This window comes from Streptomyces sp. TLI_053 (assembly GCF_900105395.1).
Classification (GTDB): Bacteria; Actinomycetota; Actinomycetes; order Streptomycetales; family Streptomycetaceae; genus Kitasatospora.
In genome coordinates this window covers 1,155,371-1,179,353 of record NZ_LT629775.1, presented here as the reverse complement: position 1 = coordinate 1,179,353, position 23,983 = coordinate 1,155,371, and the positions used below count along the sequence as shown (strand labels likewise).

Below are 23,983 nucleotides of genomic sequence, written 5' to 3'. Positions count from 1 at the left end.
GACGGAAAGAGGACAGATCATGACCGACGCGCGGATGGCGAACCCGGCCGTGGTGATTCCCGAGGCGATGCCGGCGATCCTCGGGGTCGTGAAGGCGGCGAAGAAGGGCGGCGTGCCGGAGAGCGTGCTGGAACTGGTGCACCTGCGGGCGAGCCAGATCAACGGCTGCAGCTACTGCGTGGTGGGCGGCGTCGCGAGTGCGAAGAAGAACGGGGAGACCGACGAGCGGCTGCACGCGGTGGCCGCGTGGCGGGAGGCGCCGTTCTTCACCGAGGCCGAGCGGGCCGCGCTGGAGCTGTCGGAGCACGTGACGCGGCTCGCGGACCGGGCCGTGGTGCCGGACGAGGTGTGGAACGCGGCCGCCGAGCACTTCGACGAGAAGCAGCTGGCCTCGCTGGTGCTGTGGATCAGCCTGACCAACTTCTTCAACCGGATCAACGCCACCACCCGCCAGCCCGCCGGGGACACCTGGTAGGCCGGGGGAGCGGCCCGGGTCGGACGGCGGGGACCGTCGGCCCGGGCTGGGCGGCCCGGGGAGAGTCAGACGGCCGGGGAGTCGGCCGGGGTGCCGTGGCGCTCGTCGTCGTGGGCGCCGGAGAGGACGGCGTCGAGCAGGCCGGGGTAACGGGCGTCGAGGTCCTCGCGGCGCAGCCGGAGGAGGTTCTCCCGGCCGGAGGGCAGCTGGTGGATGACGCCGCTGTCGCGCAGCACCCGCCAGTGGTGGGTCATCGTCGACTTGGCGGTGATGCCGATCGCGGTGAGCACGCTCCCGCAGTTGTGCGCGCCGCCGCCGTTCAGGACCCGGACGGCGGAGAGGCGGACGGGGTTGCCGAGGGCCGTCAGGACGTGTTCGATCCGGATCTGCTCGCGGTCGGGGTGGCGGTAGCTCATGGCCCCACCGTAACGCGGGGTGTGCACCGGCCGCCCCGCACCGTCGTCCCAAGTGGACGCGGGGAAAGCCGGGTTGCGAGGATGCGGGGTTACCGTGCCGCGACCCCGGCCGGTGCGCCGGTCCGGCCGGACCGCGAAGGCGGGCCGGCGGCCGCCCCCGGGGACGCGAGGAGTGCGGCCAGGGCGCGCCGGAGCGGGGTGGGGCCGAGCTTGCTGAGGAGGTGGTGGCGAGGGCTCATACCCGTGAACGACCCGCCGGGGCGCCCGCGTGGTTGCACCGTCCCCGCCTCCTTGCCCGATGGGGAACCCGCGGAGCGGGACCGGGACGGCCGGCAGGTATGCTGTAATATATGAATACCGTTAATGACCCTTACGAGGTGCGGGTCGGTGTACCCGACGTGGCGACCTTCCGGCGGCTGCGGACGGCGTCCGGGATGAGCGACCGCCCCGCGGCGGCGGTGGCCGCCGGCCTGCCGAACACCTGGTTCGGGGTGACCGTCGAGCACGGGGGCGCGCCGGTCGGGATGGGGCGGATCGTCGGGGACGGCGGTGTGATCTACCAGATCGTCGATGTGTGCGTGCTGCCCGAGCACCAGGGGCGTGGGCTGGGCAAGCGGATCATGGCGCGGCTCACCGCCGAGCTGGAGCGGCGCGCGGAGAAGGGCGCGTACGTGTCGCTGATCGCCGACGGCGAGGCGCACCGGCTGTACGCCCAGTACGGGTTCGTGGGCACGGCTCCGGCCTCGGTGGGGATGCACCGGCTGGTGTGAGCCGAGGTGTTGCGACCTCGGAGGAGTGCGGTCCGGCCCGGTGGGCCCGCGCGCCCGCCGGACGGGCGGGTCGCGCGGGTCGTGGTGTCAGGAGTGGATGCCCTGGCCCGGGGTGAGGATCCCGGCCGGGTCGAAGCGGTGCTTGGCCGCCACCACGCGCCCCCACCGGTTGCCGTAGTGGCGGCGCCAGTCGGCGTGCGTGACGTCCGGGATCGCGCCGATCAGGTACCGCTTGCCGCCCAGCTGCACCGCCCGGTCGTACAGCCGGCGGTTGCGCCGCAGCGCGGCGGCGTGGTCGGCGCCCGGGAACGGGAAGGACAGCAGGTCGAAGTGGAAGCCGACCGGCTCGTCCGGCATCACCGTCATCGGACGGGTGAACACATCGGTGCGGAACGGGTAGAAGAGCAGCAGGCCGGCGCCCAGGTCCTCCGGCGTCAGCAGGGCGAGGGCCTCGCGGGTGAAGGTCCCGGCGGTCGAGGCGGGCAGGAAGAGGCTCATCCAGGGCTTGGGCTGCGACCAGAGCCCGGCCCCCTTCAGGAACCCGGCGAAGGCGTCGACCCGGTACGCATACTCGCGCGCCGTCTGGTCGGTGAAGGTCGTCTCGGCGGCGACGCAGCGCAGGCCGCGCACCAGCTTCGCCCGGTCCGGCGCGGCGGCGCCGTCGTAGAGGACGACGCCCTCCACCTTGTAGCGCCAGCCGGTCCCGGCCGCGTCGCGCGACACGTCGCCGACCTGGAGGTCGAACCGCCGCTCCAGCATCACCTTCTTCTGGTCCGCGAGGTAGGCGCCCAGGTCGTCGTAGAACAGGTTCAGGACGAGCGCCCGCTCCCGGGCCCGTACCAGGCGCAGGGTGGCGCGGACGATCAGCCCGGCCTGCCCGCCGCCGCCGAGCACGGCCTCGAACAGCTCGCGGTTGGTGCTCGCCGAGGCGGTCACCAGCTCGCCGGTGCCGGTGACGACGTCCACCGACTCGACCGTGTCCACCTGGAATCCGTGGCGCTGCACACCGCCGCCGATGCCGCCGACGCTCAGCGTGCCGCCCACCGACAGGTGCAGGTAGTCCGTCAGGCAGGGCGGCATCCAGCCCTGGGCGAGCGCGGCGTCCGTCAGCTGCGCCCAGGTGACGCCGGCCTCCACGACGGCGCGACCGGGGGTGATCCGGATGATCCGGTCCAGTCCGCGGGAGTCGATCGCCACGCCGCCGCGCACGCCGGCCTGGCCGTAGCTGGAGTGCGACTCCAGCTCCGCCGTCTCGCCGGTGCCGCTCTGGCCGTTCATCGCGACCGGGATGCGGTGACGGCGGGCGAAGCCGACCAGGGTGGCGACGTCGCGCACGGAGCCCGGCCGCAGCACGGCGCGCGGGGCGGCGGTCACCAGGTGTCCGAAGTCCCCGTCGAACCGGGCCAGGGTGGCGGCGTCGGCGACCAGGGTGCCGTCCAGCCGCGGCAGCGCCGCGAGGGTGTCGGTGCCGGAGGCGGCGTCGGCGCCGGCCGCGGTGGCCTCGGCACCGGGGGAGGCGTCCGGGGAGGCGTCCGGGGAGGCGTCCGGGGTGGGAGCCACGGCCCAGGAGCGGCTCACCGTGTTCCAGCCGACGACGGTGGCCGCCGCACCGACGATCACGCTGCGGCGGGGCAGAGCTGACTTGCTCATTCCAGATTTCTCCGATCAATCGTCATATGAGCAGTGTTGTATCGCAGTCGGTACGCCCACGTGCAACAGTCGCGGGCGGAACGGTTCGGTGACGGCCGGTCGGACGGTGCGAGTCGTCCGGAGTGCGGAGAGTGGTCTACACCACATAGGGGGTCAGGGGTAGGGATCCGGACACCCGTCGGACCCGCCCGACGTGCCCGCGACCAGGGCGGACGGCCGTCAGGAGCGGTTCGGGAGCGGGTGTCCGGTGGCCGGAAACCCGGTTGTCCGGCACCGGTGCCCCGGGGGAGAGTGGAGGTGTCGGGATCAAGGAACGGCAGGAACGGCAAGGAACGGATCCCGACGACCGAGGGCGAGCTGGGCCTGGGAGAGCCCAAGGGCCTGTAAAGCCCCCGCTTCGGCTGTGATGGTTCGAATCCATCCTCGCCCACCCTCGGACCGCGGCGGCACCCCTGCCGCAGCCTGTTCGCCCGGGTCCGTCCCACCCGGGCGAACAGGTGCCCGGATAGGCTCGGGCCCATGTTCGTCCTGGAACTCCCGTACACCGTGCCGCTCGACCGGATCGACGCCCGCCTGCCCGACCACGTGGACTGGCTGAACCGCCACTACGCGGACGGGACCTTCCTGGCCTCCGGGCGCAAGGTTCCGCGCGACGGCGGCGTCATCCTCGCCGTGGGCGAGGACCGGGCGGCGATCGAGGCGCTCGTCCGCACCGACCCGTTCGCCGTCGAGGGTCTGGCGACCTACACCGTCACGGAGTTCCTCGCCACCGTCGTCGCCCCCGTCCTGGAACCCCACCGGCAGCAGCTGCCCGGCTGAGGCAGCAGCCCCGGCTCCGCCCGTACGGCGTCGGTCGTCCGTCCGCGCGGCATCGTCCGGGTGTCGGTGCGGCGCCCGCGCGGTGTCGGCGGGGAAACGGCGGGGTGCCTCGCCGCCCCGGTTCGGAGACCGGTCGTGCACTGGCTACGATCGGTGAGCACGGGGCACAGAAGCGCCGGGCCGCGGGCCGGGCGCACGGCGAGACATTCCAGTGGGAGAAGACGATGGCACACGCACGGGCCGGTCAGCCGGCGCAGGCGGGCGACCTGGTGGACGTCGCGAGGCTGGTGACGGCCTACTACACGCTTCACCCGGACCCGGAGGAGCCGGGCCAGCGGGTCGCGTTCGGCACCTCGGGCCACCGCGGCTCCTCCCTGGACGCGGCCTTCAACGAGGACCACATCGCCGCCACCACCCAGGCGATCTGCGAGTACCGGGCGATCGAGGGCATCACCGGTCCGCTGTACCTCGGCGCCGACACCCACGCGCTGTCCGAGCCGGCCGCCGCCACCGCCGTCGAGGTGCTGGCCGCCAACGGCGTGACCGTCCTGCTGGACAGCGCCGACGGCTACACCCCGACCCCCGCCGTCTCGCACGCGATCCTCGCCCACAACCGCCGCAGCCCGCAGTCGCTCGCGGACGGCATCGTCGTCACCCCGTCCCACAACCCGCCCCGCGACGGCGGCTTCAAGTACAACCCGCCCAGCGGCGGCCCGGCCGGCTCCTTGGCCACCGGCTGGATCCAGGACCGCGCCAACGCCCTGATCCGCGAGGGCCTGCGCGGCGTCAAGCGGGTGCCGTACGCGCGCGCCCTGGCCGCGGCGACCACCGGCCGCCACGACTACCTCACCTCCTACACCGAGGACCTCGCCTCCGTCCTCGACCTGGACGCGATCCGCGCGGCCGGCCTGCGGATCGGCGCCGACCCGCTCGGCGGTGCCTCCGTCGCCTACTGGGGCCGGATCGCCGAGACCCACCGCCTCGACCTGACCGTGGTCAACCCGGTCACCGACCCGACCTGGCGCTTCATGACGCTGGACTGGGACGGCAAGATCCGGATGGACTGCTCCTCGCCCGCCGCGATGGCCTCGCTGATCGCCCGCCGCGACGAGTACGACATCGCCACCGGCAACGACGCCGACGCCGACCGGCACGGCATCGTCACCCCGGACGGCGGCCTGATGAACCCGAACCACTACCTCGCGGTCGCCGTCGACTACCTCTACCGCCACCGTGCCGACTGGCCGGCCGACGCCGCCGTGGGCAAGACACTGGTGTCCTCCTCGATGCTCGACCGGGTCGCCGCCGACCTGAAGCGCCAGCTGGTCGAGGTCCCGGTGGGCTTCAAGTGGTTCGTCGAGGGCCTGCTGGAGGGCTCGATCGCCTTCGGCGGCGAGGAGTCGGCCGGCGCGTCCTTCCTGCGGCGCGACGGCGGGGTGTGGACGACGGACAAGGACGGCATCCTGCTCGCCCTGCTGGCCGCCGAGATCACCGCCGTCACCGGCCGCACCCCCAGCCAGTACTACCGCGACCTGACGGACCGCTTCGGCGCCCCCGCCTACGCCCGGGTGGACGCCCCGGCCGACCGCGACCAGAAGGCGCTGCTCTCCCGCCTGTCGGCCGAGCAGGTCAAGGCCGGCGACCTCGCGGGCGAGCCGGTCACCGCCGTGCTCACCGAGGCCCCGGGCAACGGCGCGGCCATCGGCGGCATCAAGGTGTGCACCGAGAACGCGTGGTTCGCCGCCCGCCCGTCCGGGACCGAGGACGTGTACAAGATCTACGCGGAGTCCTTCCAGGGGCCCGAGCACCTCGCCCGGGTCCAGGAGGAGGCGCGCGAGCTGGTCAACGAGGTGCTGGCGGGGTCGGCGTCCGCCTGACGGCCTGAAGGTCTGCCGCCCGGCGCGGGGTCGTGCCGAGTGCCGAGTGCCGAGTCGTGCCGAGGCCCGGTGGGTGCACCCACCGGGCCTCGGCACGCGGTTCAGCCGGCCGGGACGAGCGCGGTCCCGACCGGCTGCCGGACGACGCGCCCGGCGTCCAGCTCCAGGTGCCCGCCGGAGAACCGCTCGCGCAGTCGGCGGTCGTGGCTGACGACCACCACCGTGCCCCGGAACCCCGCCAGTGCCGCCTCCAACTCCTCCACCAGGCCGGGCCGGTGGTGTGCAATCGGCTTTCCGGCCGGGGTGCTTGCCCCGCTTCAGCGGATGTCCGGGGCGGCCACGAACCACAGGGTGATCGGGGAGTCCAGCGGGACCACCGTGCCCGCGGCCGGATCGGTGCGGAGCGCCTGGCCCACGGGGTGGTCGCGGTCGGGGGTGGCGGAGGAGGTGACCTTGGTGAAATCGAGGTCCCGCAGCACCTGTTCGGCGTCGCCGCGGGTGCGGCCGGCGACGGCGGGAACCGGTGCCCGGCCGTCGGAGACCCGCAGGACGACGGTGCCACCCACCGGTACCTCGGTGCCGGCGGACGGTTCGCTGCCGAGGACCTGGCGTGCGGGCACCCGGCCGATGGCGACGACGGTGGTGGTGGAGCGCAGGCCGAGGCCGTTGAGCTCGGCCTCGGCGGTGGTCCGGTCGAGTCCGGCCAGGGCCGGGACCGCGACCGTCCGGGGCGGGGTGGTGACGGACGTGGTGGGGGGAGGGGACGGCCGGGTGGAGGTGGAGGAGGGCTTGGCGGAGGTGCCGGTGGAGGGCTTCACCTTCCCGCCGCCGCCACTGTTGCCGCCGGCGCTACCGCCACCGTTGCCGCCGGTGCCGGGGCGCCCGCCCGCCGGGCTCGTCGGGGCGATCGGTGGCGGGCTGAGCAGCGCGGGTCCGGCACCCGTACCGGGCCCCGCTGTGGCGGTGTCACCGCTCCGGCCGAGACCGAGGACCACGACGACCGCCACCAGTACCGCCACGAGCGCCACCAGTACGGCGATCAGCAGCGGTCCGCAGCCGCCTCCGGTCCGGCCGTCCGGCCGCCCGGGCCGCTGCGGCCGCCCCGGCTGCGGCGGGCGACCTGGTGAGGGCTGCCCGCCGCCGTTCCCCCCGCCCCCACGGCCCCGTCCGTTGCCGCGATCGAGGTCGACGTCGAGCTGCCCGGGCACGTCCACCGCGAACGCCGCGCAGGCCGCGCCCTGGTGAGCCGAGGTCGCGGCGACCCGGAGGGCGACACCGAACCGCGAGGGCAGCGCGCCCTGCACCTGGCCCACCGTGTCGGCCCCCAGCACGCCGAATCGGGAGGCGATGTCGAGGCCCGGTCCGGCCAGGTCCAGGGGCACGGTGTACCGCAGCTCGACCCGGCGGGTCGCCCCGGAGGCGAGCGGCGCCTCGGCCGACCGCCGGTCGAAGTCCAGCCGCCCGCGCACGGGTTCGACCGGTTCCAGGTGGAAGCCGGTGGCCCGGGGCCCGGCGTTGCACACGAGCAGGTCCACCAGCACCGTGCCACCGGCGATGCCGAACCGGCGCTCCGGCTCGCACCAGGCCCGCACCCCGGCGTCCGCGCCGGCCCGCAGATCGGTGCCGCAGTACTCGCCCGGGCAGTAGACGCCGAGCCGTTCGGCCCCGTCCGTCCGAGTACCGCACAGTTCGCAGTACAGCGCCATGGTCCCCCCTCGGTCCCGGCCCGCCCCGGAGGTACCCGGCCCGCCGCGAGGGGAACCTCCGCCGCGCGGACCGGGACCGGCCCGTGACCGGTCGACCGCGCACCCGTCATCGTCCGTTCGAGGGTTCTCGGTGGCCCGGCGCGATGCCCGGTGGCAATAATTGGGAAAGTTTCCTAACCAAATCTCTTGACCGTGCATCCTCACGCCGGGATTCTGTACGTCACCCTCCCCGAGGGTCCGTCCGTCCCAGGAGCCCCACCTCCGCCGCCTTCCCCCTCCGCTGCTCTCCGGCGATCTCCCCCGACCGCGAGGAGTCATGTGAACAGGCCCACCCGTCGCACCGTCCTCGGCGCCGCGCTCTCCGCCGTCACCGCCGCCGGAATCCCCCGAACCGCCGCCGCAGCCGCCGCCCCGGCCGCTGCCCTGAGCGTCTCCAGTTGGCAGCAGCGCTGGGCGCCGTCCGCCGCCGCCGACGGGCTCGCCGCCTTCGAGACGGTCGAGGACGACCGCGCCGGCTCCCACCCCGCCGGCCACCCGCACATCCGGGCGGAGAACGACACCTACCGCTGGACCATGCACACGGTCGACCGGGACTCCGCCACCGACCGGCAGCGGCACGAGGTCACCGGCATGCGAAGCCCGGCCGGCGGGGCCTTCCTGGAGTGGAAGGCCGGCCAGACCTGGCGCACCACCTACTCCCTGTACATCCCGTCCACGCTGAAGGCCACCACCACCTTCACCCACATCATGCAGATGAAGCAGCCCGGCAACGGCACCTCGCCGATCGTGGTCCAGTCGTTGCGCCGGGTCGCCGACGAGCAGACCATCGAACTCCAACTCCCCATCAGCAACGTCCTGGTGGGGCGGACCAGCCTGGATCCGCTGCACGACCGCTGGGTGGACGTGGACTTCCGGATCACGGTCGGCGACGGCTCCTCCGGGGCGGTCCGCTGGATCCTCCGCTCCGCCGGCGCCACCGTCGTCGACGTCGAGCGGACCGGCGTCGACACCTTCCTCGCCGACCGGGTGCGGCCCAAGTGGGGCATCTACCGTTCCCTCGGCGACACCTCCGGCTCGCTCCAGGACTGCTACCTGCTGACCAGGGCGATGCGCGGCTACCAGCTGGTGTCCGGCTCCTCCGGGGTCTACCGGGCCGACGAGGCCCGGGTCCCGCAGGGCACCCTCGACACCGACCACGCCGGTCACAGCGGCGCCGGGTTCGTCAACCTCTCCAACACCCCTGGGAGTTACGCCGAGTGGACGGTCCGGGCGGCGGCCGCCTCGACGGCCTCGCTGGAGCTGCGCTACGCCAACGGCACCACCGCCGACCGCCCGATGGACATCTCCGTCAACGGCACCAGGATCGCCGCCGCGCGGCCGTTCCCCCCGACCGCCGACTGGGACACCTGGACCACCAGCACCCTGCCCGTGTCGCTGAAGTCGGGGGCCAACACCGTCCGGTTCACCTCGACCACCGCCGACGGCGGCCCCAACCTCGACCGGATCACCGTCCGCTGACCCCCAGGAGGAGCACATGCGTCCGACAACCGCCGGCGGCGTGGGTCTCGCCGTCGCCGCACTGATCATCGGGACCCTGGCCGTCCCCCCGGCCCAGGCCCTCACCGCATCCGCCGCCACCGGAACGGGCCCGGCCGCTCCCGCCGCGAGCACCGACTACCAGGCCGAGTCCGCCGTCGTCGTCCAGGGCACCGTGGCCACCAACCACACGGGGTACACCGGCACCGGCTTCGTCGACTACACCAACGTCGCCGGCTCCTACGTCGAGTTCGCCGTCGCGGCCGGCTCGGCCGGCACCGCCTCGCTGGCCTTCCGCTACGCCAACGGCACCGCCACCGACCGGCCGATGGACATCGCCGTCAACGGCACCGTGGTCGCCGCAGGCGTCTCCTTCCCGGCCACCGCGGACTGGAACACCTGGGCCGACCGGACGCTGAACGCGCAGCTCCGGGCCGGGACCAACACCGTGCGCGCCACCGCGACCACCGCCAACGGCGGACCCAACCTGGACCGGCTCACCGTCGCCGCCACCGCCGACACCACCGCACCGAGCCGCCCGGGCCAGCCGTCCTGCACCGCCATCGGTCCCAACGGCCTGACCCTCGGCTGGCCGGCCGCCACCGACAACGTCGGCGTCACCGCGTACGACGTCTACGAGCACGGCAACAAGCTCGCCGAGACGCCCGGCGACACCACCACCAAGGTGCTCACCGGCCTCACTCCCGCCACCACGTACAACCTCAGCGTGATCGCCCGGGACGCGGCCGGCAATGCCTCCCCGGCCAGCGTCGCCGTGGACTGCACCACCACCGCCGGCACCGACCCGGCGCCGAGCGCGCCCGGCGCCCCCACCGTCTCCGGCGTCACCGCCACCTCCGCCGAGCTCGCCTGGGGGGCCGCCACCGACGACAAGGGCGTGGTGGCGTACGAGGTCCGCAGCGGCGCCGCCGTGCTGGCCACCGTCACCGGCAACCCGCCGGCCACCGGCACCACCGTCACCGGCCTGGCCTGCGACGCGCCGTTCACCCTGACCGTGGTCGCCAAGGACGCCGCCGGCGGCGTCTCCCCGGCCTCCGCCCCGGTCTCCTTCACCACCGGTGCCTGTCCGGCCGACGGCGGCGTCCCCGGCTCGCCGACCACCCTCAGCAGCGGCTGGACCGTGCCCTGGGGCGTCTTCTGGATGCCGGACGGCGCCGGCGCGCTGGTCACCGAGCGGGACAGCTTCAAGGTGTTCAAGCAGGCCAAGAGCGGCACCAAGACGGAGATCGGCGCCGTCCCCAACACCGTCACCACCGACGGCGAGGGCGGCCTGCTCGGCGTGGCCGTCGACCCCAACTGGTCCACCAACCACTACGTGTACTTCATGCACACCGCCGCCGAGGGCAACCGGATCGCCCGCATGACGTACAACGGCAGCACCCTATCCGGCTACACCGTCCTGCTCCAGGGCATCAAGAAGAACCGCTACCACAACGGCGGCCGGCTGGCCTTCGGCCCGGACGGCTACCTCTACGCCAGCACCGGCGACGGGCAGACGCCGAACCTCGCCCAGGACAAGAACTCCCTCAACGGGAAGATCCTGCGGATGACCACCGCGGGCAAGCCCGCCCCCGGCAACCCGTTCAACAACTACGTCTACAGCCTCGGCCACCGCAATCCGCAGGGCCTCGCCTTCGACCGCAACGGACGGCTCTGGGAGGCCGAGTTCGGCGACTCCAAGTACGACGAGCTCAACCTGGTCAAGCCCGGTGCCAACTACGGCTGGCCGACCTGCGAGGGCACCTGCTCCACCTCCGGCATGACCAACCCCAAGGCCACCTGGCCGGTCAACGTCGCCTCCCCGAGCGGCATCGCCATCGTGCGCAACGTCGTCTACATGGCGGCCCTGCGCGGCACCCGGATGTACCGCATTCCGATCAACGGCGACAGCGAGTCGGTCGGCACCGCGACCTCCTACTACGTCGGCACCTACGGCCGGCTGCGCACCGTCACCAAGGTCCCCGGCGCCGACCAGCTCTGGCTGACCACCACCAACGCGGACAACAACGGCAACCAGCCGGACGGCTCCGACAAGATCCTCAAGATCACCATCGGCTGACCCGCCCCGACCCGCCCCGACCCGGGCCCGCACCGCTCGGCCGGTGCGGGTCCGGCGGCGCGGTCCACTCCTGGTCCCGTGACCCCTGTGACCGTTCCCGACCACCTTCGGGGCACAAGGACGCTCGCGTACGGTTCTGGGGCGATTAGCCGTCATCGGCTGTTGCCTGGACCGCAATTGTTCATCCACCGGACGGCCGTCGGCCGGTCGGACGCCGAGATCCTCTACGGCATGCGAGTGCTGAGAAGATCGACGATCGCCGTTCTGGTGGCCCTGGCACTGGTCTGCGGACTGGTCCAGGCCGCCGGAGCGGCCGCCGCCGGCGGACGCCGGGCGGCCGTACTACCGGGGCCGGTGGCCACCGACCCCTTGCCACCGGGGCAGGTGTCCGGGCAGGCGAAGGCGGGGCCGGAGAGCGGCCGGACCCAGGAGATGGAACCGGAGTCCGGGCCGCTCCACGAGCAGGCCGAACGGATCCGGGTCGCGCTGGCCGAACGGCAGGCGCCACCGCCCGAGGTACCCGGACCGCCTTCGCCCGACGACACGGCGGGCGCCGCCGGGGTCGTCGGACAGCCGCAGAAGGCCGAGCCGGCGTCGCCGCGGAGCGCCCCGCAGGACGCCACCGCCGCCACGGCGGTCACCGCCGCTTCGGCGCCCGGGTCGGCGCGCACCACCGTCGGTGACGCCGTCCACCGCGGGCCGAGTGCCGAGGGGGCAGCGGCCGAGGGGGATTCGGCCGACGCGTCCGGCGGCGTGGTCCGGGCGGCGGCCACCTACGGCGCCACCTACGACCCGGCACCCTCGTTCGTCGAGAACCCGCGCTACGACAACCCGGGCCGCCAGATGGTGCGGGTCACCAACACCGGGAACACCGCCTGGGCGGCCGGAACGGTGAGCCTCGGCTACCACCTGCGCCGGAGCGACGGCGCGATCTACAACGACAACGGCACCGGCACCGTCATCAACGCGACGGTGCCACCCGGCTACTACGTGGACGTCAACGCGATCTTCCAGACGCTGCCGGCCGGTTCGTTCGTCCTCAACTGGGACCTGCGGACGCTGAACGGCGGCGGCAGCGGCTTCTACTCCGCGCAGGGCGTACCCGCCTCGCGCGCCGTGGGCATCAACGTCCCGCACTACGCGCCCACCGGGTACGTGTACGGCCCGGAGTACAACGCGACGGTCGACAGCCTCGCCCCCAACCTGATCTTCAACGTGGGAGCGGACCGCACCCAGAACAACTACACCGAGTTCCAGGTCTGCCCCGACACCTCACTGTCCGGCTGCTGGAGTTCCGGACAGAACCCCCTTCCCATGAACGGCTTCTCCGCGGCCGCCGTGCTCCAGCCGCCGGCCGGGGTACTGTCCTGGAACCGGACGTACTACTGGCGGGCCCGGGTCACCGACGCGAGCTACCCGAACACGCCGTGGTCGAACCTCTCGCCGTTCACCACCGTGGTCACCGCCGCCCCGGACACCCACCTCGGCCCGGGCCAGGCCGACCCGGCCGGGGTCGACCTCTACCAGGGCAACTTCAGCCACACGGACACCGACTTCACCCTGCCCGTGGACGGTGCCGTGGTCACCGTGGCCAGGACCTACAACAGTGCCAGTACGACGCCCGGTGTCTTCGGCCCCGGCTGGTCCTCGTTGCTGGACGTGCGCCAGGACGTGTCCGCGGACGGCTTCCTGACGGTCACCTACTCCAGCGGCCGCCGGATCCGTTACGGCCGCAACCCCGACGGCACCTACGTACCGGCCTACGGGCAGTCCGACGAGGCCCGCTACGCCAAGCCCGGTGCGGTGGGACTGGCCGACGGCACGGTCTACCTGTTCAACCCGGACGGCACACTGCACAGCATCACCGGTCCCGGCGGCCAGGTGAGCAACCTCAACTACACCGCGGGCCGCCTGAGCCGGATCGACCTGGGCGTCTCCCGTGCCCTCTACGCCACCTGGGACGGCAACGGCCGGCTCGCCGCGCTCTCCACCAACGGCGGAACGCCGCAGCGGCTGCCCGGCGTGCAGACCTGGACGTACGGCTACAACGGCCAGGGTGCGCTGACCTCCGCCTGCAACCCGCGCTGGGACGTGTCCGCGTGCAGCACCTACGCGTACGGCGGGCCGGGGCAGCGGCTGAGCACCATCACCCCGCCGAACGGGGCGGCCGAGACCGTCACGCTCGGCTACGACCCGGTCGACGGCCGGGTGACCACCGTCGCGCTCCCCAACGCCTCCGGCCCCGGCGGCGACACCTGGTCCTACACCAAGCGCGATCCGGTGCAGAGCAACGCGGCGTTCACGGTCCACGTGTCCGCGCCGACCGGGCTCACCACCGACTACCAGTTCGGCCCGCGCGGCGAGCTGTGGAACCGCTGGACCGGCACGCCCACGCCCCAGACCAACAACACCCGCACCTGGACGTACGACCGGGCCGGCCGGGTCGAGTCCCTGACGGACGAGAACGGCAACATCACCGAGTACTACCACGACGGCTGGGGCAATCTGCACACCGTCAACCAGGCGCGCGACGGGCAGAACCTGGTCAGCACCAGCTACCACTACTTCACCGGCGCCGGCACCACGTACGACCTCGACGACCCCCGGACGGGCAGGATCGTCGAGATCGTGGACCCGAACTTCCACCGGACCACGATGGCCTACAACGGTCACGGCGACCTGACCGCCGTCACCGCGCCCCCCACCGCCGCCGCCCCGGGCGGGGCCCGGACGACCTACGAGTACACCTGCGACACCGGCGGGGGCTGGAACCCCAACGCCGCCCCGGTCACCGTCAACGACCCGGCGGGCGGCGGCGGCAGGCAGCCCTGCGGCATGCTCGCCGCGACCACCGACCCCGACGGACGCACCACCCGCTACGGGTACGACTCCTTCGGCGAGCAGACCAGGATCACCACACCCGCCGGCGAGATCACCGATCTGTTCCACGACGGCCTCGGCCACCTCACCCGCAAGACCGTGACGCAGCCCGACGGCTCGCCCGCGGCGGAGACGACCTACGTCTACGACGGCGCCGGCCACCTCGTCACCCAGACCGACCCGGCGGTGAAGAACGAGATCACCGGGGTGGTCCACCAGCGCAGGACCGTCAACACCTACGACGCCAACGGCAACCTCAAGAGCGCCACGGTCTCCGACACCACGCCCTCGGCGAACGGCGGCGACGCCCCCCGCACCACGGCGTACGACTACGACACCCGCGGCCGGCAGACCGCCGTCCGGGTGAACGGCACGGGCACCGGGACCAAGACCTACGACGGCCTCGGCAACGTCGTCCGCAGCACCGACGGCAACGGCAACGTCTACACCTACACCTACCACCAGCGGACCGGCTGGCTGCTGGGCATCGCCATGCCCACCTTCGCCGACGACCCGGCGTCCCCCGGGACCACACGCCAGGTCCAGCTGGTCGCCTACACCTACGACAACGCCGGGCGCGTCGCCACCAGCCAGGACGCGATGGCCGCCCGCGTCGCGTACACCTACTCCCCGGACAACCTCAAGCTCACCGAGACCTTCACGGACTACCGGGACACCCCCGCCTCACCCGCCCGGGACCTCGTCCTGCACAGCTACACCTACGACCTGGCCGGGAACGTCCTGACCGACCTGGCCGGGGGCTCACGCACCACCACCCACACCTACGACGCCGACAACGCGCTGCTCAGCAGCACCCTCGACCCGGCCGGGCTCAAGCGGACCACCACCCACACCTACGACCCGGCCGGACTGCGGCTCACCAGCACGCTGTCCGACGGAGTCCGCACCGAGACCAGCGTCGACCAGTACGACCCGGTCGGCCGCCAGGTCCGTCGCACCGTCCGCAACGACGCCACCGCCGACCTGGTGACCGCCTACACCCGGGACGCCCGCGGCCAGCCGCTCACCGTCACCGACCCGCGCGGCATGCCGACGGCCGGCTCCACCCCGGACCCGGCGTTCACCACCACCCAGCGCTACGACTCCCTCGGCCGCCTGGCCGCGACCACCGGCCCGCAGGTGAAGGCGGAGGACGGCACCGGCGCCGCGCCCACCACCGTCGCACCGACCGACGCGCGCGGCTACAACACCTTCGGGGAACTCACCGACGTCCGCGACGCGCGCGGCCAGGTGACCCGGACCGTGTTCGACAACCGCGGCCGCCGGGTCGAGCTCGTCCACCCCACCTCCACCGAACCCAACGGCAATGTCGTCACCCCCAGAGAGAAATGGGCGTACGACAACAACGACAACGTCGTCGCCCGGACCGACCTGCTCGGGCAGACCACCGACATCACCTACGACGGGCGCAACCGCCCGGTCAAGGTGACCGCGCCGGCGGCCACCGCCGGCGGCACCCGGGGGGTCACCCGCTACGCCTGGAACGACGAGGGCAAACTGCTCTCCGAGATCGGCCCCACCGGCGCGCAGACCCTGCGCACCTACGACGGCATGGGCCGGGTCAGCACCCTCGTCACCGTCGAGCGCTACGTCCAGGGCCCGGGCGGCGCCCAGCAGTTCACCACCACCTACCGCTACAACCCGTTCGGCGACCTGCTGACGGAGTCCTCGAACGGCACCGGCGTCATCCGCAACTACAACGCGGCCGGGGAGATGGTCAACCGGACCGTCATCGGGCGCGCCACCACGGCCTACCACTACGACGTGGCCGGCCGGGTCGACCGGGTCACCGACGAGCTCGGGCGCCGGACCGACGTGACCTACGACCTCGCGGGCCGGGAGATCCGCCGCACGGTCGCCGACGACAACGGCGTCACCCTCTCCACCACCGCCTGGACCAACGACCGGGCCGGTCTGCGGACGGGCGTCACCGACCCGAACGGCAACACCTGGCAGGCCGCCTACGACGCCCTGGGCCGGGCCGAGAAGCTCACCGACCCGGTGCCCACCGACGCCGACGGGAACACCCTGGCCGCGCCGGTCACCACCTTCGGCTACGACGCCGCGGGCAACCGCACCCGGCTGACCGACGGCAACGGCAACGCGACCTACACCACCTACAACGCCTGGAACCTGCCCTCGGTCCGGACCGCGCCCGCCACCACCGCCCACCCGGCGGCGGCCGACCGGACCTGGCGGACCAGCTACAACGCGACCGGCGCGCCGGTGGCCACCACCGCCCCGGGCGGCGTCGCCACGGCCTCCGGCTACGACCTGCTCGGCCGGCTCACCGCCACCACCGGCAGCGGCGCCGAGGCGACCACCCAGGGCCGGCACTTCGGCTACGACCAGGCCGGCCGGCTGACCTCGATCGACGCGATCTACGGCACCGAGAACTTCGTCTACAACGACCGCGGCCTGCTCCTCGCCTACAGCCACCCGAGCTTCGCCGGGGACGGCGACGCCGTCTACGTCAACCAGTACGACGCGCTCGGCCGGACGACCGTCCGGTCCGGCGTCGCCGGCACCACCACCTTCGGCTACGACAACGCGGGCGCGGTGACCACCGCGACCGACTCGCTGACCGGCACCACCCGCAGCTACGGCTACGACCAGGCCGGTCGGATGACCGGCCAGACCGACACCACGGCCACCGGCACCGTCGCCACCCGCTACAGCTTCGGCTACGACGGGCTGGACCGCCCGCTCACCGAGTCGGCCTTCGACGCGGCCGGCAACCAGACCGGCCGGATCACCTACGGCTGGGACGCCAACGGCAACCTGACCAGTACCAGCGGCAGCGGAAAGCTGGTCGGACAGTCGAACCGGAGCTACCGCTACGACGCCGCCAACCGGCTGATCAGCACGACCGAACAGGACACCCGGACCGACTACGGCTGGGACGCCGCGGGCAACCGCACCTCGGCGACCGTCTCCACCCTGGTCGGCGGGGTCCGGACCGACCCCGTCACCACGACCGCCCAGTACGACCAGCGCAACCGCCTGATCCGCACCGACAGCCCGCAGACCGCCGCCTCCTACCAGTGGCAGCCGCGCGGCACCCTCGCCGCGGTGACCACCGAGTCCCTGCCCGAGGGCGACCCGGTCACCGTCCGCACCAAGTCCGACGCCTTCGACCAGCTGGTCGACGACGGCGGCACGGCCAACACCTACGACGCGCTCGGCCGGATGGTCCTCAGCAACGGCAGGAACGTCGAGTACGACGGACTGGGCGCCGAGCCCGTCTCCGACGGGCAGTGGCTCTACGCCCGTGACCTGGCGGAACGCCCGACCGGCGCCAAGTCCCTGGCCGGGCAGACGTCCTCGCTGCTCACCAATGTGCACGGTGACGTGATCGGCGCCGCCGACCCCGGCAACGGCGCCACCCGGGGGACCCGCAGTTACGGGGCGTTCGGCGAGCCGGGCGCCGGCACCGCCGGGCTCAGCCCGCTCGGCTTCCAGGGCGGCTGGACCGCGCCCTCCGGCAAGGTCGGCGCCCGGTCGCGCTGGTACGACCCCACCACCGGCGGCTTCACCGCCCAGGACAGCGCACCGGGCCCGGTCTCCGACGCCGCCTCCGCCAACCTCTACGGCTACGGCGCGGCCAACCCCACCAGCCGGGTCGACCCGGACGGGCACTTCTCGATCGGCGTCATCGGGAGCACCTTCAGCGAGATCGTCGCCGGGCTGGGCGACGTCGCGGCGGCCGGCGCCGAGATCATCGCCGGGGCGGCCCCCGAGGTCGCCGAGGCGATCGGCGCGGGCCTGCTGGAGGCCGGGGTCGACGTCGCGGCCGGGGTGGCCTGTGTGATCGGCTGCCTGGAACTGCTGATCGTCGGCGTGGTCGTGGTGGTCGTCGTCGCCGGCGTCTACTACACGATGCAGGTCAGCGCCGACGGCTCGCTCGACCCGACCTCGACCGGGAGCCCCGAGACGGCCCCGATCGCGGTCGACCCGATCACCTCCGAACCCGTCGGCATCGACGCGCCCGTCGGCGACCCGGTCCGGGCACCCACACCGGAGGCCGGCCCACCGCTCCCGCCGCACGGCCCGCCCACCCCGCCGGAGGTCCGCCGGCCGGTGGCCACGTCGACGACCAGCACCAACAGCTGGTCCGAGACCAGTAGCTGGTACGACGAGACGTACCTCTACAACCGCACCGACAACTACGTCCGGACCACCACCACGTACTACCTCGACGGTGTCCAGACCGGCCAGCCGTCGGTCCGCACCGACCACAGCTGGGTGCTCACCTGGCAACTGCTGATCGACACGTCCAACCCGGTCGTGATCGAGACCCCGGTCCCGGGCGAGGCCCAGAAGCCCGTCGACGGCCAGGGCACCGCCCGCCCCGACGGCACCTGCGGCAGCGGAGGTGCCCCGACGGCCTGCGCCGGCGAGGAATCGGCGCCCAGACCGACCCCGGACGGCAGGGGCGGTGGAAAGGGCCGGAACCCGCGCGGCGACACCTGCACGCCCGAACCCGACGACGCCGGCGACTGGATCGACCCCAATCTGATCAACTTCTCGCAGCGCACGGTGACCAAGAGCGACTACCTGGCGCTGATGCTCCAGGGCCTGTGGAACTGGAACCGGCCCGGAACCGCGTTGCGCGTCATCGACCGGGGCGGACAGCTGGTCTCGTACGACAACCGGCGGCTCAAGGCCGCCCGTCAGATGCGGGCCTTGGACCCGGACTACCGGGTGAAGGTCGAACGGGTCGACCCCAACGCGCCGAACCCCGAGAAGTCCAGCGGCATGTCCTGGGACAAGAGCTTCAAGAAGCGCCAGGGCAGCAAGCGCAACTGGGACGAGAACGGCTGTGGCGTACCGTGGAAGGGTCTCTTCGACCTCCCGGACGACGAGTAGGAGTGAACGTGGCCACTACTGGCCCTCTGATCACCGAGCTGTGGCGGGCGGGCACCGCGCCCACGCTCAACGGCCTCTATCGGGCCGACGGTTCGGCCCGGGGCGCCGAGGTGGGCGGTCCGGACCTGCCAAGGTTCGAGCTGGGCGCTCCGATCGATCTGGAGGTCTTTCTCGCCGACGATCCGGAGAACGACGTCGTCGATGTGGACATCGCGGCGGAGGCCGAACTGCCGGACGGCTCGGGTTCCGTCTGCTGCGGCTACGGTGACCTCGGGGCCGACGGGTTCTTCGCCCGACTGGACGGGGAGCGCAACCTGCGCTGGATCGTCATGCTGCTCAATTCCAATCCGTTCGTCCGGGTGAGCGTCGAAGGGACGGTGGTCACGTTCGTCAACAATCTGGACAACACCGTCACCGTCGACCTCACCGATCCGGACTTCGCCTGACCCGATCCGGACGGTCGCGTCACACCATCGGCCCCCGACACCCGGCAACGACCGGCTGTCGGGGGCTCGGTGCTTCCGGGAGCCAGTACTGTCGGAGCCCGGTGACGCGGAGGAGGGCCGGTATGCGCAAGGTGACGTACTCGATGGGCATCTCGCTCGACGGTTACATCGTCGGGCCCGACGGCGGTTTCGACTGGTCCGGTCCCGACGAGGAGGTGTTCCGGCTCGCGCTCGACGAGATCCGGGGCGTGGACGTGCATCTGATGGGGCGGCGGCTGTACGAGACGATGCTGTACTGGGAGACCGCCGAGCAGGACCAGTCGCTCGACGAGACCGAGCGGGAGTGGACCGCGCTCTGGAACCCGCTGCCGAAGGTGGTGTTCTCCACCACGCTGTCGGAGGTGCGGGGCAACGCCCGGCTGGCCACCGGCACGGTCGCGGAGGAGATCGCCCGGCTGCGGGCCGAGCCGGGGGAGGGGGAGATCGCCATCGGCGGTGCGACCCTCGCGGCGGCGGTGGCCGCGGCGGGCCTGATCGACGAGTACCGGCCCCGGGTGCACCCGGTGCTGCTCGGCGGCGGCATTCCGTACTTCCCCCGGCACGAGCGCCGGGAGGACCTCGAACTCCTGGAGACCCGCACCTTCACCTCCAAGGTCGTCCACCTCCGCTACCGGGTGGTGCGCTAGCCGCGTCGTTCGAGCCGTTCCCCGGCCGTGCGGTGGCCGGTTCGGGCCACTGCCCGCGCGGGGGTGGGCGGCGCACTACGTTCCGGAGCAGGGAGGCCCGCCCGTCCGGGGGCGGGCGGCGGAGCGAGCGGGGAGCACGGCTGATGGCCGATCAGACGGTGGACGACCGGAACCTGTGGCGGTCGGTGTACCGCGAGGACGGTGGCTGGGGGCCGGACTCGCGGTTCCCGGGTCACACGAGCGCGGCCGCACCGGTCCTGGTGGCGCTCGAGGACGAACTGCTCTGCCTGCACCTCGGCGAGCCGTACGGCAAGGGCGAGCACGACGTCCTCGACCTGCGGTGGACCGGGATCGTCCCGGACGGGGCGCGGCGGCGGGCGGCGGAACTGGACGCGCTGAAGGAGCGGACGGCCGGCCAGGCCGGGCGGGCCGAGCCGGACGCCGGGATCGCGGCCGCCGAGGCGGCGGTGGCGGAGGCGGTGACCTGGGCCCCGGACGCCGTCGTCGACACTGCGGTGCACTACGAGGGCGCCACCCGCGTCCGGTACGAGAACGCGGTGAGCACCGGGACCCCGGCGGCGGCCGTGCACAACGGCGCCGCCCACGTCCTGCTGACGGTGCGGGACGCCGAGGAACCGGACTCGCCGGTGCGGCTGGTGGAGCTCACCTACGGCCGGCCGCCGGGGGCCGGAGCGGACGCCGCCCGGGTGTGGCGGGAGGGCCGCGCACTCCCCGTCCCGGGTGCCGAGGGGGCGGCCCTGGTCCCGTTCCGGGGCACGCTGCACGCCTTCGTCCCGGACGTCGAGGGCGGCGTCCACTGCGTCCGTGACGAGGCGTCGGGGCAGTGGCGGCGCCTGGAGGAGCCCGTCGAGGCGCTGGCGGGAGCGTCGTCCCTGGCCGCCGTCGTGCACCGGGACGGCGTCCACGTCCTCGCCGGGGACGGTACCGGCCGCCTGGCGCACGTGGTGTTCGACGGTACGGCCTGGACCGCACCCGTCGAGGTCGCGGTCGCGGTCGCGGTCGGTGCGCACGTCGCGCTGGCCTCGTCGGACGGCGCCCTGCACGCCGTGTTCCCCGGTCGGGGCGGGCCGCGGCTGTTCCACACCGTGTTCGACGGCGGGGGCTGGACGCCGCCGGTCGCGGTCGAGGGGCACGACTCCCGGCACACCCCGGCCCTGCTCGCCCTCACCGACGGGCCCGAGGGGGACCGGCGGAGCGCGCTGCTGATGGTCCACCGGGGTGTGGACGACTTCGTGCCGCCCCCGCGCCCGGCCCCGCCCGCCGCGCCGTCGGTGACCGGTACCGGAGGCTGGGTCGTCGGCGCCACGGTGGAGGGTTACGGCAGCGGCCGCTGGTCGCGGGCCCGCGCCCACGTCGAGGCGGGTCCGGCGGAGTTCGACGACGACGGCCGGGCCACCAGGGGTGTCCTGGCCGAGGCGCTCGTCCGGGCCGAGTACTACTGGGGCTTCTGCTACCAGGCCGACACGGCCGGGATCGCCGGCCGCGCCGCCCTCTACGAGGTCGTCGCCGCACCGGACGGCGGCGAGCGCCTGGAGCACCGGAGCGACCAGGACCGGCACTTCACCGCCACCGCCGGCGCGGTCTCCCGTTCCACCCTGACCTGGACCGACCTGGACCCCGGAACGTACGAGATCCGCTTCACCGGACGGCGCAGCGGCGGCTACTGGTCCGCCACCGGAACCGCGGGCACCGTCGGTGCGGACCTCGGCGACGCGGACCTCGCCGTCTCCACCGTTCGCGTCACCCTCTGACCCGCCGCCGGGGTCCGGGCGGCGCCCGCCCGGACCCCGGCTCTCAGGCCCGCCCCCGCAGGCCGTCCAGGACGGTGTCCGCGAGGCGTTCCGGCAGGTCCGGCTCGATCGGGCGGTGGCCGAGCAGGGCGCGGGTCTGGAGGGGGGAGCAGAGCAGTTCGAGGGCGAGGCCGGTGTCGGTGCCGGTGGGGAGTTCGCCGCGTGCGACGGCCCGGTCGACGATCGCGCCCGCCAGTTCCAGGCGGGACTGCCAGAAGCTCTCCCAGGTTTCGGCGAGGCCGGGGTCGTCGGAGCTCAGCGCGGCCGCCCGGGCGACCGCGCGGCCCGCCGGGGTGGCGAGGTAGCCGGCCAGTGCGCGGGCGAAAGCGGCCAGGTCCGTGCGCACGTCACCGGTGTCGGGGACGGGGATGCCCTCGCTGCTCCCGGCCAGCACGGCGTCCAGCACCAGCTTCTCCCGGGTGCCCCAACGCCGGTACACCGTGGTCTCGTTGACGCCGGCTCGGGCCGCCACCGCCGCGATGCCGAACCGGGCGACACCCTCTTCGGCCAGTACCTCCAGGGCGGCGGCCAGAACGGCCTGCCGGACCCGCGCGGCGCGGCCGCCCGGGCGGCGGCGGATCGGGTCCGCGTCTTCCTCGGTCATGTGTCGATCACCTCGGTCACCACCCTAACGCAAGACCACTTGCGTTAGGTGCTGTCCAGGCGCATAGTCGTTAACGCAAGCGTTCCGGCTTTAAGCGCAATGGGAGGAACCATGTCCTTCACCTGGCCCGTGGACCCGCAGGACCTGTTCGTCGAGCGCCACCCCCAGATGACCCTCGGTCTGCCCGCCGTGGAGGTGGACGCGGTCCGCGCCGCCGTCACCGAGATGTGGCCGGACCGGCCGGGCGGCTGGGTGTACGAATGGTCCGCCCTCGCCGCCCGCCACGCCGCGGCGGGCCGCCACCGCCTGGCCGCGCAGGCCTACGGCTGGGCCAAGTTCCCCGCCCTGGCCGACGGTCCGAAGCGCACCGCGCTCGCGCGCCAGGTCGAGCAGTACGTCCTCGCCGCCCCGGACTTCCCGGTGGAGTTCGAACGCCGCACGGTCGACGTCCCGTACCTCGGCGGTGAGGCCCGTCTGCCGGTCCACCTGATGGCGGCCCCCGGACTGCCCGCCGACGCGCCGGTGGTCCTGGCCAGCGGCGGCGTGGACTCCTGGAAGACCGACCTGCACGGCATGTGGGAGGGGCTCGCGCTCACCCTGCCCGCCCGGCTGCTGCTGTTCGACCTCCCCGGCACCGGGGAGACCGCCCACCTGCCGATGACCCCGGACGGCGGGGCCGAGGTGATCGCCGGGCTGGTCGCCCTCGCCCGCACGATCGGCAACGGCAGGGTGGGCCACTTCGGCATCTCGATGGGCGGTCACTACTCCGCCCGGACGGGACTGACCGGCGCCGTCGACGCCGCCGTGGTGCTCGGCGGCCCGGTCGAGCGGTCCTTCGCCCCCGGGCGAGGCTTCGCCTTCGGCATGGACGGCATCGTCGGCAACGCCCTGGGCTTCGACGCGCTGCCGGGCACGGCCGAGCGGGAGGCGGCCTTCGCCGCCTTCGACCTGCGCGCACTGCTGGACCGGGACACCAACGGGCCGATGCTGGTGGTCAACGGTGCCGAGGACGTCCATGTGCCGGTCGAGGACACCCTGGTGTTCGAGGGGCGCCGGGACACCGGGGTCGTGCTGATCCCGGACACCGGCCACTGCGCCATCTCGCGCTTCGGCGAGGCGATGGCCGTGATCACCCCCTGGCTGGCGGACGCGCTGTCCCGCTGACGCGCGCCGCCTGCTCGCCGCCTGCTCGCGCCTGCGTGCCGCCGGCTCGCCGCCGGGCCGGTGCTCCCGGGAGCGGTTGCGCGCAGGGCGCGGCGACCTGCGGAGGCCGCCACGGCACCGTGGCGGCCTCCTGTGCTCGTTGGCCGGTCCGTCCGACCGGGGTCGGCGCGCCC

General features: G+C 73.5%; 16 protein-coding genes, 1 tRNA gene and 1 pseudogene. 13 read left to right on the top strand and 5 right to left on the bottom strand.

Annotated features, from left to right (window positions below):
• Positions 1-19 precede the first annotated feature (19 nt).
• Positions 20-475 carry a carboxymuconolactone decarboxylase family protein gene (locus BLU95_RS04405; protein ID WP_045943066.1) on the top strand — a complete coding sequence of 152 codons (456 nt, stop codon included), beginning with the start codon at positions 20-22 and terminating at the stop codon, positions 473-475.
• A 65-nt stretch (positions 476-540) separates the two neighbouring features.
• On the opposite strand, the gene BLU95_RS04400 is transcribed toward BLU95_RS04405, so the two are convergent.
• Positions 541-891 carry an ArsR/SmtB family transcription factor gene (locus BLU95_RS04400; RefSeq protein WP_093858789.1) on the bottom strand — a complete coding sequence of 117 codons (351 nt, stop codon included), beginning with the start codon at positions 889-891 and terminating at the stop codon, positions 541-543.
• A gap of 350 nt (positions 892-1,241) precedes the next feature.
• On the opposite strand from BLU95_RS04400, the gene BLU95_RS04395 reads away from it, so the two are divergent.
• Positions 1,242-1,661: a GNAT family N-acetyltransferase gene (locus BLU95_RS04395; RefSeq protein ID WP_093858788.1), complete on the top strand. Its 420-nt coding sequence runs from the start codon at positions 1,242-1,244 to the stop codon at positions 1,659-1,661.
• Between the two features lie 87 nt (positions 1,662-1,748).
• On the opposite strand, the gene BLU95_RS04390 is transcribed toward BLU95_RS04395, so the two are convergent.
• On the bottom strand, positions 1,749-3,311 hold the full coding sequence (locus BLU95_RS04390; RefSeq protein ID WP_093858787.1) for an FAD-binding protein: 1,563 nt from the start codon (positions 3,309-3,311) through the stop codon (positions 1,749-1,751).
• Between the two features lie 350 nt (positions 3,312-3,661).
• On the opposite strand from BLU95_RS04390, the gene BLU95_RS04385 reads away from it, so the two are divergent.
• From BLU95_RS04385 to pgm, 3 genes are all read left to right on the top strand, one after another.
• A tRNA-Tyr gene (locus tag BLU95_RS04385) sits at positions 3,662-3,741 on the top strand.
• A gap of 89 nt (positions 3,742-3,830) precedes the next feature.
• Positions 3,831-4,130, top strand: coding sequence for a YciI family protein (locus BLU95_RS04380; RefSeq protein ID WP_093858786.1), 300 nt, complete (start codon positions 3,831-3,833; stop codon positions 4,128-4,130).
• A 224-nt stretch (positions 4,131-4,354) separates the two neighbouring features.
• Positions 4,355-6,007: a phosphoglucomutase (alpha-D-glucose-1,6-bisphosphate-dependent) gene (gene pgm, locus BLU95_RS04375; protein ID WP_093858785.1), complete on the top strand. Its 1,653-nt coding sequence runs from the start codon at positions 4,355-4,357 to the stop codon at positions 6,005-6,007.
• 101 nt (positions 6,008-6,108) lie between these two features.
• Here the strand turns inward: pgm and BLU95_RS41280 are convergent, their stop codons facing one another.
• Both BLU95_RS41280 and BLU95_RS04370 read right to left on the bottom strand, forming a co-directional pair.
• Complete coding sequence (locus BLU95_RS41280; RefSeq protein ID WP_197698716.1) at positions 6,109-6,261, bottom strand: hypothetical protein; 153 nt, start codon at positions 6,259-6,261, stop codon at positions 6,109-6,111.
• A gap of 63 nt (positions 6,262-6,324) precedes the next feature.
• Complete coding sequence (locus BLU95_RS04370) at positions 6,325-7,713, bottom strand: PASTA domain-containing protein (RefSeq protein WP_107452469.1); 1,389 nt, start codon at positions 7,711-7,713, stop codon at positions 6,325-6,327.
• 318 nt (positions 7,714-8,031) lie between these two features.
• On the opposite strand from BLU95_RS04370, the pseudogene BLU95_RS43725 reads away from it, so the two are divergent.
• The 7 genes and pseudogenes from BLU95_RS43725 to BLU95_RS04340 form a co-directional block, all read left to right on the top strand.
• Positions 8,032-8,841 (top strand): annotated as a pseudogene (locus BLU95_RS43725) (Tat pathway signal sequence domain protein); the annotation flags it as partial.
• Positions 8,821-9,231, top strand: a complete 411-nt coding sequence (locus tag BLU95_RS43720; RefSeq protein ID WP_231978672.1) for a carbohydrate-binding protein — start codon at positions 8,821-8,823, stop codon at positions 9,229-9,231. The pseudogene BLU95_RS43725 and the gene BLU95_RS43720, both read left to right, overlap by 21 nt.
• Before the next feature lie 16 nt (positions 9,232-9,247).
• Positions 9,248-11,329: a PQQ-dependent sugar dehydrogenase gene (locus BLU95_RS04360; RefSeq protein ID WP_093858782.1), complete on the top strand. Its 2,082-nt coding sequence runs from the start codon at positions 9,248-9,250 to the stop codon at positions 11,327-11,329.
• A gap of 177 nt (positions 11,330-11,506) precedes the next feature.
• Positions 11,507-19,099 (top strand): RHS repeat-associated core domain-containing protein, encoded by a 7,593-nt coding sequence (locus BLU95_RS44940; RefSeq protein WP_093858781.1) that lies wholly within the window; start codon positions 11,507-11,509, stop codon positions 19,097-19,099.
• A gap of 8 nt (positions 19,100-19,107) precedes the next feature.
• Positions 19,108-19,545 carry a hypothetical protein gene (locus tag BLU95_RS04350; RefSeq protein WP_159424768.1) on the top strand — a complete coding sequence of 146 codons (438 nt, stop codon included), beginning with the start codon at positions 19,108-19,110 and terminating at the stop codon, positions 19,543-19,545.
• A gap of 122 nt (positions 19,546-19,667) precedes the next feature.
• Complete coding sequence (locus BLU95_RS04345; RefSeq protein ID WP_093858779.1) at positions 19,668-20,231, top strand: dihydrofolate reductase family protein; 564 nt, start codon at positions 19,668-19,670, stop codon at positions 20,229-20,231.
• Positions 20,232-20,374: 143 nt separating this feature from the next.
• A complete protein-coding gene (locus BLU95_RS04340) occupies positions 20,375-22,003 on the top strand; it encodes a hypothetical protein (RefSeq protein WP_093858778.1) in 1,629 nt (542 codons plus the stop codon).
• A 43-nt stretch (positions 22,004-22,046) separates the two neighbouring features.
• On the opposite strand, the gene BLU95_RS04335 is transcribed toward BLU95_RS04340, so the two are convergent.
• Positions 22,047-22,646, bottom strand: coding sequence for a TetR/AcrR family transcriptional regulator (locus tag BLU95_RS04335; protein WP_093858777.1), 600 nt, complete (start codon positions 22,644-22,646; stop codon positions 22,047-22,049).
• Between the two features lie 111 nt (positions 22,647-22,757).
• Between BLU95_RS04335 and BLU95_RS04330 the strand changes: the two genes are divergently transcribed.
• The gene (locus BLU95_RS04330) at positions 22,758-23,810 is read left to right on the top strand and encodes an alpha/beta fold hydrolase (protein ID WP_093858776.1); all 1,053 of its coding nucleotides are present in this window, start codon (positions 22,758-22,760) and stop codon (positions 23,808-23,810) included.
• The last annotated feature ends 173 nt before the right edge of the window (positions 23,811-23,983 follow it).